The 14,225-nt window shown below is 63.0% G+C and carries 12 protein-coding genes; all 12 read right to left on the bottom strand.

What is annotated here, in order from left to right; all coding sequences use genetic code 11:
• Positions 1–245: 245 nt before the first annotated feature.
• The 12 genes from ACCQ15_RS00060 to dnaA all read right to left on the bottom strand — a co-directional run bounded on the left by ACCQ15_RS00060 (position 246) and on the right by dnaA (position 14,225).
• Positions 246–626 carry an ExbD/TolR family protein gene (locus ACCQ15_RS00060; protein WP_029818092.1) on the bottom strand — a complete coding sequence of 127 codons (381 nt, stop codon included), beginning with the start codon at positions 624–626 and terminating at the stop codon, positions 246–248.
• A gap of 251 nt (positions 627–877) precedes the next feature.
• Entirely contained in the window at positions 878–1,291 is a 414-nt protein-coding gene (locus ACCQ15_RS00055; RefSeq protein WP_005912449.1) for an ExbD/TolR family protein, read from the bottom strand.
• 3 nt (positions 1,292–1,294) lie between these two features.
• On the bottom strand, positions 1,295–1,717 hold the full coding sequence (locus ACCQ15_RS00050; protein WP_005912447.1) for an ExbD/TolR family protein: 423 nt from the start codon (positions 1,715–1,717) through the stop codon (positions 1,295–1,297).
• A 46-nt stretch (positions 1,718–1,763) separates the two neighbouring features.
• Positions 1,764–2,525, bottom strand: a complete 762-nt coding sequence (exbB, locus tag ACCQ15_RS00045; protein WP_005912445.1) for a TonB-system energizer ExbB — start codon at positions 2,523–2,525, stop codon at positions 1,764–1,766.
• Positions 2,526–2,610: 85 nt separating this feature from the next.
• A complete protein-coding gene (locus ACCQ15_RS00040) occupies positions 2,611–3,282 on the bottom strand; it encodes an energy transducer TonB (RefSeq protein ID WP_005912443.1) in 672 nt (223 codons plus the stop codon).
• A 153-nt stretch (positions 3,283–3,435) separates the two neighbouring features.
• Positions 3,436–4,629, bottom strand: a complete 1,194-nt coding sequence (locus tag ACCQ15_RS00035) for a tetratricopeptide repeat protein (protein ID WP_008572970.1) — start codon at positions 4,627–4,629, stop codon at positions 3,436–3,438.
• Between the two features lie 277 nt (positions 4,630–4,906).
• The gene (locus ACCQ15_RS00030; protein ID WP_071117765.1) at positions 4,907–5,713 is read right to left on the bottom strand and encodes a M48 family metallopeptidase; all 807 of its coding nucleotides are present in this window, start codon (positions 5,711–5,713) and stop codon (positions 4,907–4,909) included.
• Between the two features lie 183 nt (positions 5,714–5,896).
• Positions 5,897–6,733, bottom strand: a complete 837-nt coding sequence (locus ACCQ15_RS00025; protein WP_136733099.1) for a CPBP family intramembrane glutamic endopeptidase — start codon at positions 6,731–6,733, stop codon at positions 5,897–5,899.
• Positions 6,734–6,801: 68 nt separating this feature from the next.
• Positions 6,802–9,246, bottom strand: coding sequence for a DNA topoisomerase (ATP-hydrolyzing) subunit B (gyrB, locus tag ACCQ15_RS00020; RefSeq protein ID WP_029818088.1), 2,445 nt, complete (start codon positions 9,244–9,246; stop codon positions 6,802–6,804).
• A 114-nt stretch (positions 9,247–9,360) separates the two neighbouring features.
• Positions 9,361–10,467: a DNA replication/repair protein RecF gene (gene recF / locus ACCQ15_RS00015; RefSeq protein WP_122272022.1), complete on the bottom strand. Its 1,107-nt coding sequence runs from the start codon at positions 10,465–10,467 to the stop codon at positions 9,361–9,363.
• Between the two features lie 1,052 nt (positions 10,468–11,519).
• Positions 11,520–12,620: a DNA polymerase III subunit beta gene (gene dnaN / locus ACCQ15_RS00010; protein ID WP_005912436.1), complete on the bottom strand. Its 1,101-nt coding sequence runs from the start codon at positions 12,618–12,620 to the stop codon at positions 11,520–11,522.
• A gap of 276 nt (positions 12,621–12,896) precedes the next feature.
• Positions 12,897–14,225 (bottom strand): chromosomal replication initiator protein DnaA, encoded by a 1,329-nt coding sequence (gene dnaA, locus ACCQ15_RS00005; protein WP_136733101.1) that lies wholly within the window; start codon positions 14,223–14,225, stop codon positions 12,897–12,899.

Raw genomic sequence — 14,225 nt, 5'->3', positions numbered from 1 at the left:
CCGGGTTGGCGACAACCACGTTCGCGTAGTGGATGCTACGCAGGAACATCACGACGAGCGCCTGGTTAGCGGCGGCCAGCTGCTGCCGGTGAGAAACAACCTCGATTAACTCCCCATACCTGTCGCGTCCGAAGCCGCGATGCGGCGCCTGGGCGACCGCATCGTGCGTTGTTGCATGCACTGCACGTGGCCAAGCGCAATACGCGCTTGCAGAAACACTACTGCACAAAGGCGATGCGCTGCACTTACGCGTTCTTCGCTGCCGCCAGCACGCTGGCCATCACGGCATACTCGGCGTCCACACTGGCGGCGATGCGCAGTTCCGGCTGATGTCCTGCAGTTGCCTGCATCTGCTCGATCAACCTGGACTGGAGTTGCTGCAAGGTCACCGGGTTGGCGTTCCAGAACAGCTGTGCGTCGGCATCCACACGCAAGGCGATTGGTGCAGGCGGCTCCGGCCGTGTGGTCACTTGCGAAATGTGCTGCGGCAGATCCACCGCGATTGTCCGCGTCACCATCGGTGCGGTGACGATGAAGATAATCAACAACACCAACATGACATCCACCAGCGGCGTGACATTGATCTCCGCCAGCGGTCCCCGATCCCCTGTCGTACTGAAAGCCATGACTGCCTCCCGTGCTGTGATCGTGGGTGCTGCACGGCCGAGCACACACCTGCGACCTGCACCGGCAACTCGACGCGGGTACGGGCGCGCTGGCGGCACGGCATCGGCTCGGCAATGGGTGCTTGACGCTGAAGGGTCTACAAGCGCTGCCATTAACGCGCTTGGGTCGAAGCACACATAAAAAAACGCCACCGTTTCCGGTGGCGTTGCAGTCGCGTCATGACTGTTGTGTTGCGGTCTTGCAGATACGTTTACTGCTGCATGAAGCCGATTTTCTTCATCTGCGAGTTCTTCGCAGCGGCCAGCACCTTGGCCATCACCTCGTACTCCGCATCCGGATTTGCATCGATGCGCAGTTCCGGCTGATTGGTCGGATCGGCCTGCACCACTTCTTCCATCTTCTGTTGCAACACATCGACCGGAGTCGGGCTGTTGTTCCAGAACACCTGGTTGCTGGCGTCGATACGCAACTCGATCGGCGGCGGCGGTTCGGTCGTCTGCGGTGGCGGGTTGAGCACCCGCTGCGGCAGATCCACGGCGATCGGGTAGGTCATGATCGGCGCGGTGACGATGAAGATGATCAGCAGCACCAGCATCACGTCCACGAGGGGCGTGACGTTGATGTCGGCCATCGGCCCACGGCTTCCACCAGTACTAAATGCCATGGCTTACTGCCCCTTCACTTTGGTTGCAACGAAACCGACGTCCAGCATGCCCTGACCCTGCGCGATCTTGGTGATCTCGTTGATCGTACGCATCTTGGTCGTGCGGTCGCCACGCAGGTTGAGCGGCGGCTGCGGGGTCTGCTGTGCGGCTGTGGACAGGCGCGACTCCAGGGCTTCCTTGGAAATCGGCTCGTCGTTCCAGTACAGCGACCCATCTTCCTTGACGGCCAGAGTGATCGGCGCGGCGCGTTTCTCCGCATCTTCCTTCTGGATCAAGTTGGCCTCTGGCAGCTCCACCTTGACCTTATGGGACATCAGCGGTGCCGTAATGATGAAGATGATCAGCAGCACCAGCATGACGTCCACGAGGGGCGTCACGTTGATGTCGGCCATCGGGCCACCGCTGTTTCCACTACTGAAGGCCATAACGGGCTCCGTCTAAATCGTTGCGAAGGCGTTCTTGACGACCGGATTAGCGAACGCGCGAACCGGTGGCGAAGAAGTCGTGCAGGTCGTGGGCAAAGGTGTCGAACTTGGCGATCACCGAGCTGTTGACCTTGGAGAAGAAGTTGAACGCGAACACGGCCGGGATTGCGACGAACAGGCCGATCGCGGTCATGATCAGCGCTTCACCCACCGGGCCGGCAACGGCGTCGATGGAGGCCGAACCGGTTGCACCGATCTTGATCAGCGCGCCGTAGATGCCCCACACGGTACCGAGCAGACCGACGAACGGCGCGGTCGCACCAACGGTGGCCAGCAGGGTCATGCCCGACTGCAGCTTGGTGCTTTCGCGGGTCACGGCCTGACGCAGGGCGCGGTCGACGAACTCCGAACGGCTCAGGCTCTCGCCCAGGCCACCGGTGCTGCCTTCGGCACGCTGGTGGTGCGCAGCAGCCTGGGCGGCGTCCAGCGCGATCTTCGAGAACGGCTCGGAAGCCGGCTGTTCTTCCATGGCGCGGATGGCGTCCTGTGCATTCGGGGCATCCCAGAACGCGGTGGTGACGCGGTCAGCCGCGCTCTTCAGGCGGGTGGCACGGAAGATGTTGATGACAGTCCAGTACCAGGAGGCAGCGGACATGGCGATCAGGGTGATCAACACGACCCAGGACACGGCGAAGTCGCCGGGGCTGGAAGTCATTTCGGTGATCAAGTGCTCGAAGCCCATCTGCGACAGAGCGGCCGACGGATTGGAGCCCCCTGCAGCGGCGGCGATAAAGAATTCCTGCAGCATGACGCTTACCTTTGTTGTGTGTGGTGATGAAGGGTGGAGCGAAAGGAAGACAGGATCCTGGGCCGACCGTGGCCGGCCCGTGGGATCAGTTCAGAGCAAAGTTGACCGGGACGCGGACACGTCCGGCGGCTTTCTGCCCGTTGACGGTGGAGGCGTTGAACTTCCACTTGCGTGCTGCGTCCATCGCGGCACGGTCAAGGTCGCGGTTGCGGCTGGACTTTTCGACCGACACGTTGGTCACGTTGCCGCTAGCATCCACATCCACGATCAGGATGACCTCACCTTGGACACCGGCACGGAATGCAGCCGGCGGGTACTTCGGCGGGTTCATGTTCTTGGACGAGATATCGACGCTGGCGCCAATGTCACTCGGCGGAGCCGGCGGGCTCGGCGGGCTCGGCGGCGTGACGATATCGCTCGGACGCGGTTCGGGAACGTCGACCACCGGAGCTTCCGGCGGCGGCGGAACCGGTGACGGCTTCGGCGGCGACAGATTCTTGACCGGCGGCGGCGGCTTGTCTTCCGGCGGCGGCGGCGGCGGCGGCGGCGGGGGAGGAGGCGGTGCATCCACCAAGGTGACCATGGTGGTGCGCTCCTTCTCTGCCGGAGCCTTCGGCGCCACTGCAGGGATCAGCAACATCATCAGTGCAGTGAGGTGCAAAGCAATTACAAAAGCAATGCCGATAATGCGGGCCCAGCTCAGACCCTGGTTCCCGGCATCGTAGTCATGCCTGTGGATAACGAGTTGTTCCGTCATGCGCCAATGGCTCTTTCAGTGGGGGCCCGGATCACTGTGATGATCCCCAGGTTTTCGGACGGCTTTGACACCGCAGGAACTCCCAAGCTTATACCAATCCCGAGTCCTGTAACCACTAAAAACACAGGGATTTCGGGGGTTTATTTTCTTTTTTTACTTCAGGTTGATGATCTTCTTGGCGTCTTCGGGTTTTTTAACACCCTTGGCGATCGCCTGCTGTGCGGCCTGCTTGGCCTCGGGGATGCGACCTTCCGAATGCAGCACCTTGGCCAGATTCAAATAGGTCTCGCCATCCTTGGAAAGCGGTGCGGCCTTCTGCCAGTTTTCGATCGCCTTCGGGACATCGTCGCTGTAGTAATACGACTGGGCCAGGGCAAGGTATGTCTGATAATCAGGCTTGAGGATGCCTTTTTGCATACCCTCATTGATGACGGCAATGACGTCCTTTTCTTTGTTCTCGGTGTTGGCGTAGATGGAATACAACTGCTTGTATTCCTTTTCTTCGGTCAACTGGCCGGAGGCACGCAGCTTGTCCATCACGCCTGCGGCCTTGTCCATCTGGTCGGCCTGCATGTACATGTTGGCCAGGTTGAGCTGCGCCTTTTTGTCGTTGGGCGTCTTGGCGGCCAGCGCCTCGGCGGCCGCAACGGCCTCACCGGTCTGGCCAGCTTCGGCGTAGGACGCCATCAGCAGCTGGTTCCAGCTGTCTTTGGGCTCGGGCGAGGCAGCGATGGCCTGCTTCAACACCGGAATGGCTTCCTTGTAGCGCTCGGTCTGGTACAGCGCCTGGCCCTTGAGGATCAGGTCTTCCGGACGCTGCGACTTGCTCTCTTCCAGATATTTGTCCAGCGTGGCCAGACCCTCGGCCTGCTGGTCGTCCTGCATCTGCAACTGCGCCAGCATCAGCATCGACTGGAACTGGCCGTTGTTGTCCAGCGCGTTCAGGCCGATGGCCTGCTGCAGGTACTTCTTGGCAGCGGCGGTGTCGTCCAGGTTGTAGGCAGCCTGCGCGGCCAGCTGGGCCGCCAGCGCCTTGTCGGCGTCGTTGGCAGCGCTGTTGGCCAGGATCTCATCGGCCTGGGTGCGCACGCCTTGGTAGTCCTCGCCCTTGTTGAAGGTTTCGATCAGCTTCTGCAGCTTGCTGCTCAACTTGGAGGACGGCTTGATCGTCGGTGCCTGGCGGGTCGACTGCGGGTACAGCTCTTCGGCCTTGCCACTCTTGGATTTGCGGCTGGCGCGTTCGGAGGAACGGTCCGACTGCGCGACCGCATCGGTGACGACAGCCCCACCCAGCGACGCGGCGATGAACAGGGACAACAGGGCTTGCTTGCGGTTGAGCAGTTTCATGTTTCACCTCGGACGATCCGCCGTCGGGCGGTACGAAAAGCGGAATGGGCGCTGTACGAAAAATCTGAGCCGGCAAACTTAGCAGAAAGTCTCAGTTCCCGAAAACGGTTTCCATGTTGTGTTGCGGCAATCAGAAGCGGGAAACCGATGTCTAAGCGTCGCTAACAGGCCTTGACCGGTGGAGCGACGCGTGCGCCACGCGGGGAGGCGGGCAAGCGCCGCATCGAATCGGTGTTCGTCCAGGTTGACGGCGGCCGCACGGATGTCGTCAGCAGCACTAGCCACAACGCGGCACGCGCCCGCTCTGCCTGGCCTGCTGGTACACCGGTTCGAGCTGGGCAACGTCGGCCTGCAGTTCGCGGATGCGGTTGGCAGGGTCGGGGTGGGTCGACAGCCACTGCGGTTGGCGATTGCCGCTGGCGGCCATCATGTTCTGCCACAGCGTCACCGCCTGTGCCGGATCGAAGCCGGCCTGGGCCATCAGACGTTGGCCGACCACATCGGCTTCGCTTTCCTGGGTCCGCGAGCCGGGCAGCAGGAACACTGTCTGGGCAGTCATACCGCCGACCTGATTGACCGCGCTGGCCGCCCCGTCGCCATAGGCGGCGCCGGCGAGTGCGCCGATGATGCCCAGGCCCGTCTGCGCGCCGAGCTGACGGGTGATGCGCTCTTCGTGATGGCGCGAAATGACATGGCCGATCTCATGCCCGAGCACGGCGGCGAGCTGATCCTGGGTCTTGGCGACAGTGAAAATGCCCGTGTTGACACCGACCTTGCCACCAGGCAGGGCGAAAGCATTGGCTTCGTTGTCCACGAACAGCGCGGTTTCCCACTTGGTTTCACGCCATTGCGGCGGCAGTTGCGCCACCAGCGCGTTGACCACGCACTGCACGTAGGCGTTCTGCTTGCCGTCGGTGCTGACTTTTTCCTTGGCCTTGGTCTGCGCAAAGGATTGCGCGCCCAACTGGTCCAATTGCTGTTGCGATACCCCGCCCACCACCTGTCGGCGGCCGGTTGGCGAAGTTGTGGTGGCACACGCCGTCAGTGCAAGCACGGCAACAACGATCAACAGCCTAGCTTTCATTCGATCCCCCTAGAACCATGAGGGCATTCTGGCAGGCTCGTCTTAACTTTTCGTCAAACGGTTCCGTGCGGCCGATGACGCGTGCCCGGCCGGGGCGATCGGCTGTCCAAAGCGTGCGGATTTATCCGGTGCCCAGGCGCCACGCCGCTGCGGCTGGGTTCTCGCATCTGACCGCTTGTGGACTCAGCCAAGCCCGAAAAAGTACAGCGCTGCCAGGGCCGTGGCGTTGTTGATGCCATGCGCGGCAATTGGCGCCCACAGCGTACCGGTGCGCCAGTACAGCCATGCGAACGCCGCGCCCATGCTGCCATACACCAGCCACAGCTGCGCGATCGCGGCCGGGCCGTTGCCGCTGATGCCGGGTACTTCGTGCACCAGCGCGAAAATCGCCCCGCTCAGCACGATGCCCAGCCAGGGGCGGCCGGCAGCGAGCAGGCGCCCGAACAGCACGCGACGAAACAGCAGTTCTTCGTAAGCCGGCGCGATGACCACCGCAAACAGCGTCAGTGCCAGCGGCCACTGCTGGAGCGCGTCTTCCATCAACGGCAGGTTGGTGGGCACCGGCTTGATGCCTAACGCCGAAGCCGCCACGCTGACCAGGTTGCTGAGCAGGAACACTGCGGCGGCGACCAGCGCGGTCCAGCCCCAGGTGGAGGCGCGACGCGCGGCAGCCCGCGAGGCGGTCTGTTCGGCAGCGGTGGCGCGGCGGCGCCAGTAGTACAACAGCAGCGCCGGCGTGGCCGTGCTGACCAAGGCGGTGAGCAGCTGCACCATCACACCGGGTTGGCCAATGGCGGCCATGACCTCGGTGGGCGAGGGGGTCAGCCCCTGCGCCTTGGCCGCCTGTACGTGGCCAAAGCCACGCACTGCGCCCCACAACGCAAAGCCGGCCACGCTGAGGGTCAACAGCAGGCCGGCGGCGATGAGCACGTCGACCCAGAAACCCACGAGCACGGGCAGCAGCGGCGGCTTGCCGGCAACCGTGCATGGTGCCGGGGGCGGTGGAAGATCGGTGCGCATCATCAATCCTGCGAACACCGCACCGGCCACCACGCCGCGGTTGCGACGTGTCGGCCGATGCGGGTGCCTCAGATATCCAGGTTGGACACCTTCAGCGCGTTGTCCTCGATGAAGTCGCGGCGTGGCTCGACCACATCGCCCATTAAGGTGCTGAAGATCTGGTCGGCGGCCACCGCGTCCTCGATGCGCACCTGCAACAGGCGACGCGTGTCGGGGTTGACCGTGGTTTCCCACAGCTGCTCGGCATTCATTTCGCCTAGGCCCTTGAAGCGCTGCACCTGGCGGCCCTTCTTGGCCTCGTCCAGCAACCAGGCATGGGCCTGCGCGAAGCTGGTGATCGGGTGGCTCTTGTTGCCGCGCACGATCTGGGCACCTTCGCGCACCAGGTCGTGCAAGGCCAGCGAGACCTCACGCAGCGGACGCAGCTCGCCGCTTTCGAACGCACCCATCGGCAGCACCTGGGTGAACTCTTCGCCCATGTGGCGGCGGATGGCCACCAGGGTGGCAGGCGCGTTCTCGCTGCCGGGGTCGAAGCGCAACTGGTAGCGCGCGGTACCCAGGGTGCCGCGGTTGAGCACTGCCTGCAGTGCATCCAGGGTCGGATGCTGGTCGCCTTCGGCCTGCAGTTTTTCCACATCCAGTGGCGGCAGGTCGATCAGCGCGGTGAGCAGGGCCGGGTCGTAGCGGTGTGCGTTGCGCGCGATCGCTTCGTTGGCGCTGGTGAACAGCATCAACAATTTCTCCAGCGCTTCGCCGGTGATCGGCGGTTCGTCGGTGGCCGGAATCAGCGCCGCACCCTCGACCGCATTGCTGGCCAGGTAGGCGTTGAGCGCCGCGTCGTCCTTCAGATACAGCTCGCTCTTGCCCTGCTTGAGCTTGTACAGCGGCGGCAGGCCGATGTAGATGTAGCCGCGCTCGATCAACTCCGGCATCTGCCGGTAGAAGAAGGTCAGCAGCAGGGTGCGGATGTGCGAGCCGTCCACGTCGGCGTCGGTCATCAGGATGATGCGGTGGTAGCGCAGCTTGTCCGGGTTGTATTCGTCGCGGCCGATGCCGGTGCCCAGCGCGGTGATCAGCGTGCCGACCTGGTCGGAGGCCAGCATGCGGTCGAAGCGGGCACGTTCGACATTGAGGATCTTGCCGCGCAGCGGCAGCACGGCCTGGTTCTTGCGGTTGCGTCCCTGCTTGGCCGAACCGCCCGCCGAGTCACCCTCGACGATGAACAGTTCGGACAGCGCCGGGTCCTTTTCCTGGCAATCGGCCAGCTTGCCCGGCAGGCCGGCGATGTCCAGCGCACCCTTGCGGCGGGTCAGGTCGCGTGCCTTGCGGGCGGCTTCGCGCGCGCGCGCGGCATCGACGATCTTGCCGGTGATGGCCTTGGCTTCGTTCGGGTTCTCCTGCAGGAACTCCTGCAGGCGCGCGCCGAAGGCGTTCTCCACCGCCGGGCGCACGTCCGAGCTGACCAGCTTTTCCTTGGTCTGCGAAGAGAAGCTGGGGTCGGGCACCTTGACCGAAAGCACCGCGATCATGCCTTCGCGCATGTCATCGCCGGTCAGCGCGACCTTGGCCTGCTTGGCGATGCCGTTCTGTTCGATGTAGGTGCTGAGCACACGCGTCAGCGCCGCACGGAAACCGGCCAGGTGGGTGCCGCCGTCCTTCTGCGGGATATTGTTGGTGAAGCAGTACATGGTTTCCTGGTAGGCGTCGGTCCATTGCAGGGCCACGTCCACCATGATGCCGTTGTGCTCGCCGGTCACCGAGATCACATTCGGGTGCAGCGGCGACTTCAACTGCGCCAGATGCTCCACGAAGCTGCGGATACCGCCTTCGTAATGGAAATCGTCGCGACGGCCTTCGCCGCGCTCGTCGATCAAGGTGATCTTGACGCCGGAATTGAGGAAGGACAGCTCGCGCAGGCGCCGCGCCAGGATGTCGTAATGGAACTCGACGTCGCTGAAGATGGCCACGGACGGCTTGAAGCGCAGCGTGGTGCCGCGCTTGGTCGAGGCTTCCAGCTGCTTGAGCGGGTACTGCGGCTCGCCCAGCGCGTATTCCTGCTGGTAGTGGAAGCCGTCGCGCCAGATATCCAGCCACAAGTGCTCGGACAATGCGTTGACCACCGAGACGCCTACGCCATGCAGGCCGCCGGAGACCTTGTAGCTGTTGTCGTCGAACTTGCCGCCGGCGTGCAGCACGGTGAGGATCACCTCGGCCGCCGAGACGCCTTCTTCCTTGTGGATGTCGACCGGCACGCCGCGCCCGTTGTCGGAGACCGCCACCGAGCCATCGGCCAGGATCTTCACCACGATGTCGTCCGCATGCCCGGCCAGGGCTTCGTCGACCGAGTTGTCGACCACCTCGAACACCATGTGATGCAGACCGGTGCCGTCATGGACGTCGCCGATATACATGCCGGGGCGCTTGCGGACGGCCTCCAGGCCACGCAGCACGGTGATCTTGCTGGAGTCGTAGGTGCCGTTGGGTGTTGGCGGGGTGTTTTGTTCGTCGGTCATGCGCGTGCCGTTGGCTCCACAACACGGGCGAAGGCGGCGATAGCCGCTCCGCACCGTGGGAAAAGGGGGATAGCGGACAAATTATACCAGCCGGCATGAGCCGGCCGTCGCGGCTCAGTGGGCCGCTGCCTGTCGCGTAATGTGGCCGTGTTCCACGTGGAACTGCTGCAATAGTGCGCCGGCATCTGCAAGGCCAGGCGGGGTTTCGGTTGCGGTGATGAGCACCTGTGCCGGCGCGCACGCGAGCCGCTGCAGCACACGCCCCTGATGGTGCCGGTCCAGCTCCGAGCCCAGATCATCCAGGGCGATGACCGGCCACTCGCCGCGTTCGTACGCGAAGTCCTCCGCCTGTGCGAGCAGGCAGGCGAGGGCGGTGAGCTTGGCCTGTCCCCGGGAAAGCGCGTCCCGTCCAGGGAGTGCCTGAAAGCTGGGCACCCAATCTGCCCGGTGCGGGCCTTGCGAGGTGTAGCCATTCTGACGATCGCGTTCGCGCGCAAGCAGCAGGGCGTCTGCCAGCGAGACCTCGTGCCGCTTCCAACCGGGAGCGAACGTCAGCGCAGACAGTCCCAGCGCGGGCGCGATCGCATCTGCCACGGGAACCAGCCGCTCCTGCAGGCGTTCCAGGTAGCGCGTGCGCCGAGACGTCAGGCTCTCGCCGGATTCGGCAAGTTCGTGGTCCCAAGCGTCCAACATGCGTGGCTGCGCGCCCTGTTTCAGCAACGCATTACGTTGCTTGAGCGCCCGGGCGTAGCGGCGCCACATAGTGAGAAAATCGGGTTCCACGTGGAACAGGCCCCAATCCAGGAAGCGGCGGCGAGGTTCGCCACCGCCACTGATCAGCACGTGGCTGCCGGGCTCGAACGTCACCACTGCCAGCGCAGCGCAAAGCGCGCCAAGCTGCGCCACGTCTTCACCATCCAGACGTCCCGTCCATTCCTGCCCGCTATGACGCAGGCCGGCTCGACGCGTCCGTTCGCCCGCAGCGCCGTTGCCTTCTTTCCATTCCACGAAAACTTCAAGGTCGTTGGCGCCTTGTTGGATCAGGCCGTCACGGACGCGCCCGCGGAAGCTGCGGCCGTAGGCCATCAGATGCAGCGCTTCGAGCACGCTGGTCTTCCCCGCACCGTTGTCGCCGGTCAGCAGATTCAAGGTACTGGAGGGATGAAGCTCGACCGTGTGAAACCGGCGAAGCCGATGAATGGACAACCGCACTACATGCATCGATCGGTGTGCTCCGGGCTGTAATCCGGCATGCCGGTCGGGTCGAAGGATACGGGATCGGCATGAAACGCGCGCCGTTGTGGCCGGCAACAACGGCGGGATAGGCAGGGGATAACATGTGGATAAAAAAGGGGCCGAGGGCGGTGTTTTTGCTTATCCACAGCTTGTAAGCCGTAAAACAGGTCGATAAACACAGGGTTTCGACCCGCTAATTTCCTTTAAGAACAATCACTTGAGGTGTTTTTACGCGAAATCTGCGCCTACCATCACCACAAAGCTCTTAAGTTATTTATAGATTTAAAAGCAAAGCGCGATGTGCATAAGTCAAAAACAGTAGGGAGCTGAACAGCTGAACGCTAGATCTCGCCGACATGGTGCGATAGCAAATCAGTCGGTTCACCTTGGACTGAATTTGTTCAGGTTGAACGAGCAGAGTTTTAAACCCAACGGCGCATGAGAGAGAAGATGTCTTGTTCTCTGCCTGCTTTCGCTGTGTCCCGGACCAGGCCAGCTCGACGGCCAAAGACAGGGCGCATGAATCAGGCTCGGCTCCGGCCACGTTGAGACTTTCGGACCTCGCTGAGTCGCCAGGTGCCAGGCCAGTCCAAAATTTCAGGACACTGCTGACGTAACGCGAAGAGGCGTGGCGACGGCAACAGGCCGTAAAGGACCCACGTACGCGCCGCGGTGAGTCTTGTCCTGACGTTCGACCAAGTCGGAGCTGGATCCGCGGCCGTCCCATGTGGATTCTGAAACTCGATGTGTACCGCGTCTCAACCCTGGCACCGATGTCCAGCCAACACAGCAGCGCCGTGGCAAGCGCGTGGAGCGCGTTTGGTCGATCGATCGGATCGAAGGCATAGCTCCCACGCTTACGTCAGCGCTTTATCCCTTCAGATCATGCACAGGCGCCATAGCTCGACCCACGCCCCATTTGGTCGCCACAGACGACTTGGCCGCGATGCTTATCTACACACAACAAGCCCCCGAATGGCGCAAACAAAAAGCCCGGCAGATGCCGGGCTTTTGCGTGTTCCACGTGGAACGAAGCGTTAGAGACGCAATGGCATCACCACATGGCGCGACTTCTCGCTGCTAGCCTCACGCACCAATGCAGACGAATTGGCGTCACGCAGCTGGATCACCACGTGCTCGTCGCGCAGTGCCGACAGAGCGTCGAGCAAATAGTTGACGTTGAAGCCGATAGCCAGGTCGTCGACCTTGGTATCGGCCTCGATCTCTTCCTGCGCCTCTTCCTGCTCGGGGTTATGCGCGCTGATCTTCAGCTGACCCGGCGACACTTCCACACGGACGCCGCGGTACTTCTCGTTGGACAGGATGGCGGCACGCTGTAGCGACGCGCGCAGCGCTTCACGATCCACCTTGACCTCACGATCGGCACCAATCGGAATCACTGCCTCGTAGTCCGGGAACCGGCCGTCGATCAGCTTCGACGTAAAGGTCACATCACCGCGCTTGACGCGGATATGGCTACGTCCCACTTCCAGCTCGACCTCGCGATCGGCACCTTCCAGCAAACGCTGCAGCTCGGTCACGCCCTTGCGCGGCACGATGATCTGGCGCTTGGCGCCGCCGGCTTTCTCCAGCTCCATCTCGCACAGTGCCAGACGGTGACCGTCGGTGGCCACGCAGCGCAGCAAGCCGTCGCGCAGGTCGAACAACAGGCCATTGAGGTAGTAGCGCACGTCCTGCTGGGCCATGGCGAACGCGGTGCGCTCGATCAGCTCCTTAAGCCCGGCTTCGGGCACCACGACGCGCTCGGTCGCCTCGACCTCGTCCACGGACGGGAAGTCATTGGACGGCAAGGTCGCCAGGGTGAAGCGGCTTCGCCCGGCCTGCACGGTGACCTTGTCGCCGGTCTGCGAAATGGTGACGCGGCTGCCGTCGGGCAGGGCGCGCAGGATGTCGAACAGCTTGCGCGCCGGAATCGTGGTTTCGCCGTCCTGCGCGTCCTCCACCAGCGTGCGCGAGATCATTTCCACTTCCAGGTCGGTGCCGGTCAACGAGACCTGTCCGTCCTTGACCTGGACCAGCAAGTTGGCCAGGACGGGCAGGGTTTGACGGCGTTCGACCACATTGACCACTTGTGCCAATGGTTTGAGGAAGGCTTCGCGCTGCAGTGTAAAACGCATGTGGTTCCGTGCCCCTATGCTTTAAAAGATATGGAATAAATCAAAAGCTTGGTGGTGATGGTAGGGCCGTTTTCAGCGGATAACCACCGTAACTATTTGTTTCCAAAGACATTTCAGCACCTGAAACGCGTTGGACTAGTACGCCTGAGCTGGTCGGAAAACCTGTGGATAGTTTTCCAGCCGGACTGCGGTGCAACGTTATCCACAGATTCTCCCGCATTTGACCCCAACGTTTCCACGCTTTTTTCCAGCCTGGCGCCGATGGCAGCCGATGGCCTACTCGCTGAGCTTGCGAATCAGCTTTTCCCAGTCCTCGCGGAGCTTGCCGTCGGCCTCCATCAACGTGCGGATCTGCCGGCAGGCATGCAGCACGGTGGTGTGGTCGCGGCCGGCGAACGCGTCGCCGATCTCCGGCAGGCTGTGCTCGGTGAGCTCCTTGGCCAACGCCATCGCCACCTGGCGCGGGCGCGCCAGCGAGCGGGTGCGCCGCTTGGACAGCAGGTCCTTCATCTGCAGGCCGTAGTAATCGGCCACGGTCTTCTGGATATTGGGAATGCCGATCGCCTGTTGCTGGGCGCGCAGCAAATCGCGCAGCGTCTCCTGGGCAAATTCCACCGTGATCGAGCGGCCGGTGAAGTTGGCACGCGCCACCAGGGTGTTGAGCGCGCCTTCCAGGTCGCGCACGTTGGAGCGCATCTTCTTGGCGATCAGGAATGCCACGTCGTCGGGAATCTCGGCGCCGCGCTCGCGTGCCTTGGCCAGCACGATGGCCGCGCGGGTTTCGAAGTCCGGCGGATCGATCGCCACCGACAGGCCCCAGGCCAGGCGCGACTTCAGGCGCGGCTCCAGGCCTTCCACTTCGCGCGGGTAGCGGTCGCAGGTCAGGATGATCTGCTGGCGGCCATCGAACAGCGCGTTGAAGGTGTGGAAGAACTCTTCCTGGGTGCGGTCCTTGCCGGCGAAGAACTGGATGTCGTCGATCAGCAGCGCATCGATCTGCTGGAACTGGCGCTTGAACTGGTCCATCGCCTTGTCCTGCAGCGCCCGGATCATCGCGCTGAAGAACTGTTCCGAACGCAGGTACATCACCTTGGCGGCCGGATTGGCCTGACGCAGCGCATTGCCGGCCGCGAACATCAGGTGGGTCTTGCCCAGACCGGTGCTGCCGTACAGCAGCAACGGGTTGTGCGCACGGTCGCCGGGCTTCTGCGCCGCCTGGATCGCGGCGGCCAGACCCAGCTGGTTGCTGCGGCCTTCGACGAAGTTGGCGAAGGTGTAATGCGAATCCAGGTTGCCGGCGAACGGCACCATCGGTGCAGACTGCGGCGCACTTGGCACCGCCGCCGCTGCGGGGGCCGGCTCGGGTGCACGTGGACGCGAACCGACCGCCAGCGCGACTTCGCCGTTGCCGGCGAAATACGCCAGCAATTCGCGGATGCGCGGCAGGTACCGTTCGCGAACCTGGTCGACGATGAAGGCGTTCGGGGCGTACAGCACGATGCTGTCGCCGCGATCTTCGGCTTGCAGGGGTTTCAACCAGGTGTGGACATCTTCGGGCGGGAATTCGGCTTCGAGACGTTCCAGACAGCGGGGCCAAGCATCCAT

Origin of the sequence: Xanthomonas sp. NCPPB 1754 (assembly GCF_041475725.2) — a bacterium.
Lineage (GTDB): Bacteria > Pseudomonadota > Gammaproteobacteria > Xanthomonadales > Xanthomonadaceae > Xanthomonas > Xanthomonas euvesicatoria.
This window is presented reverse-complemented; position numbering and strand designations above follow the sequence as displayed.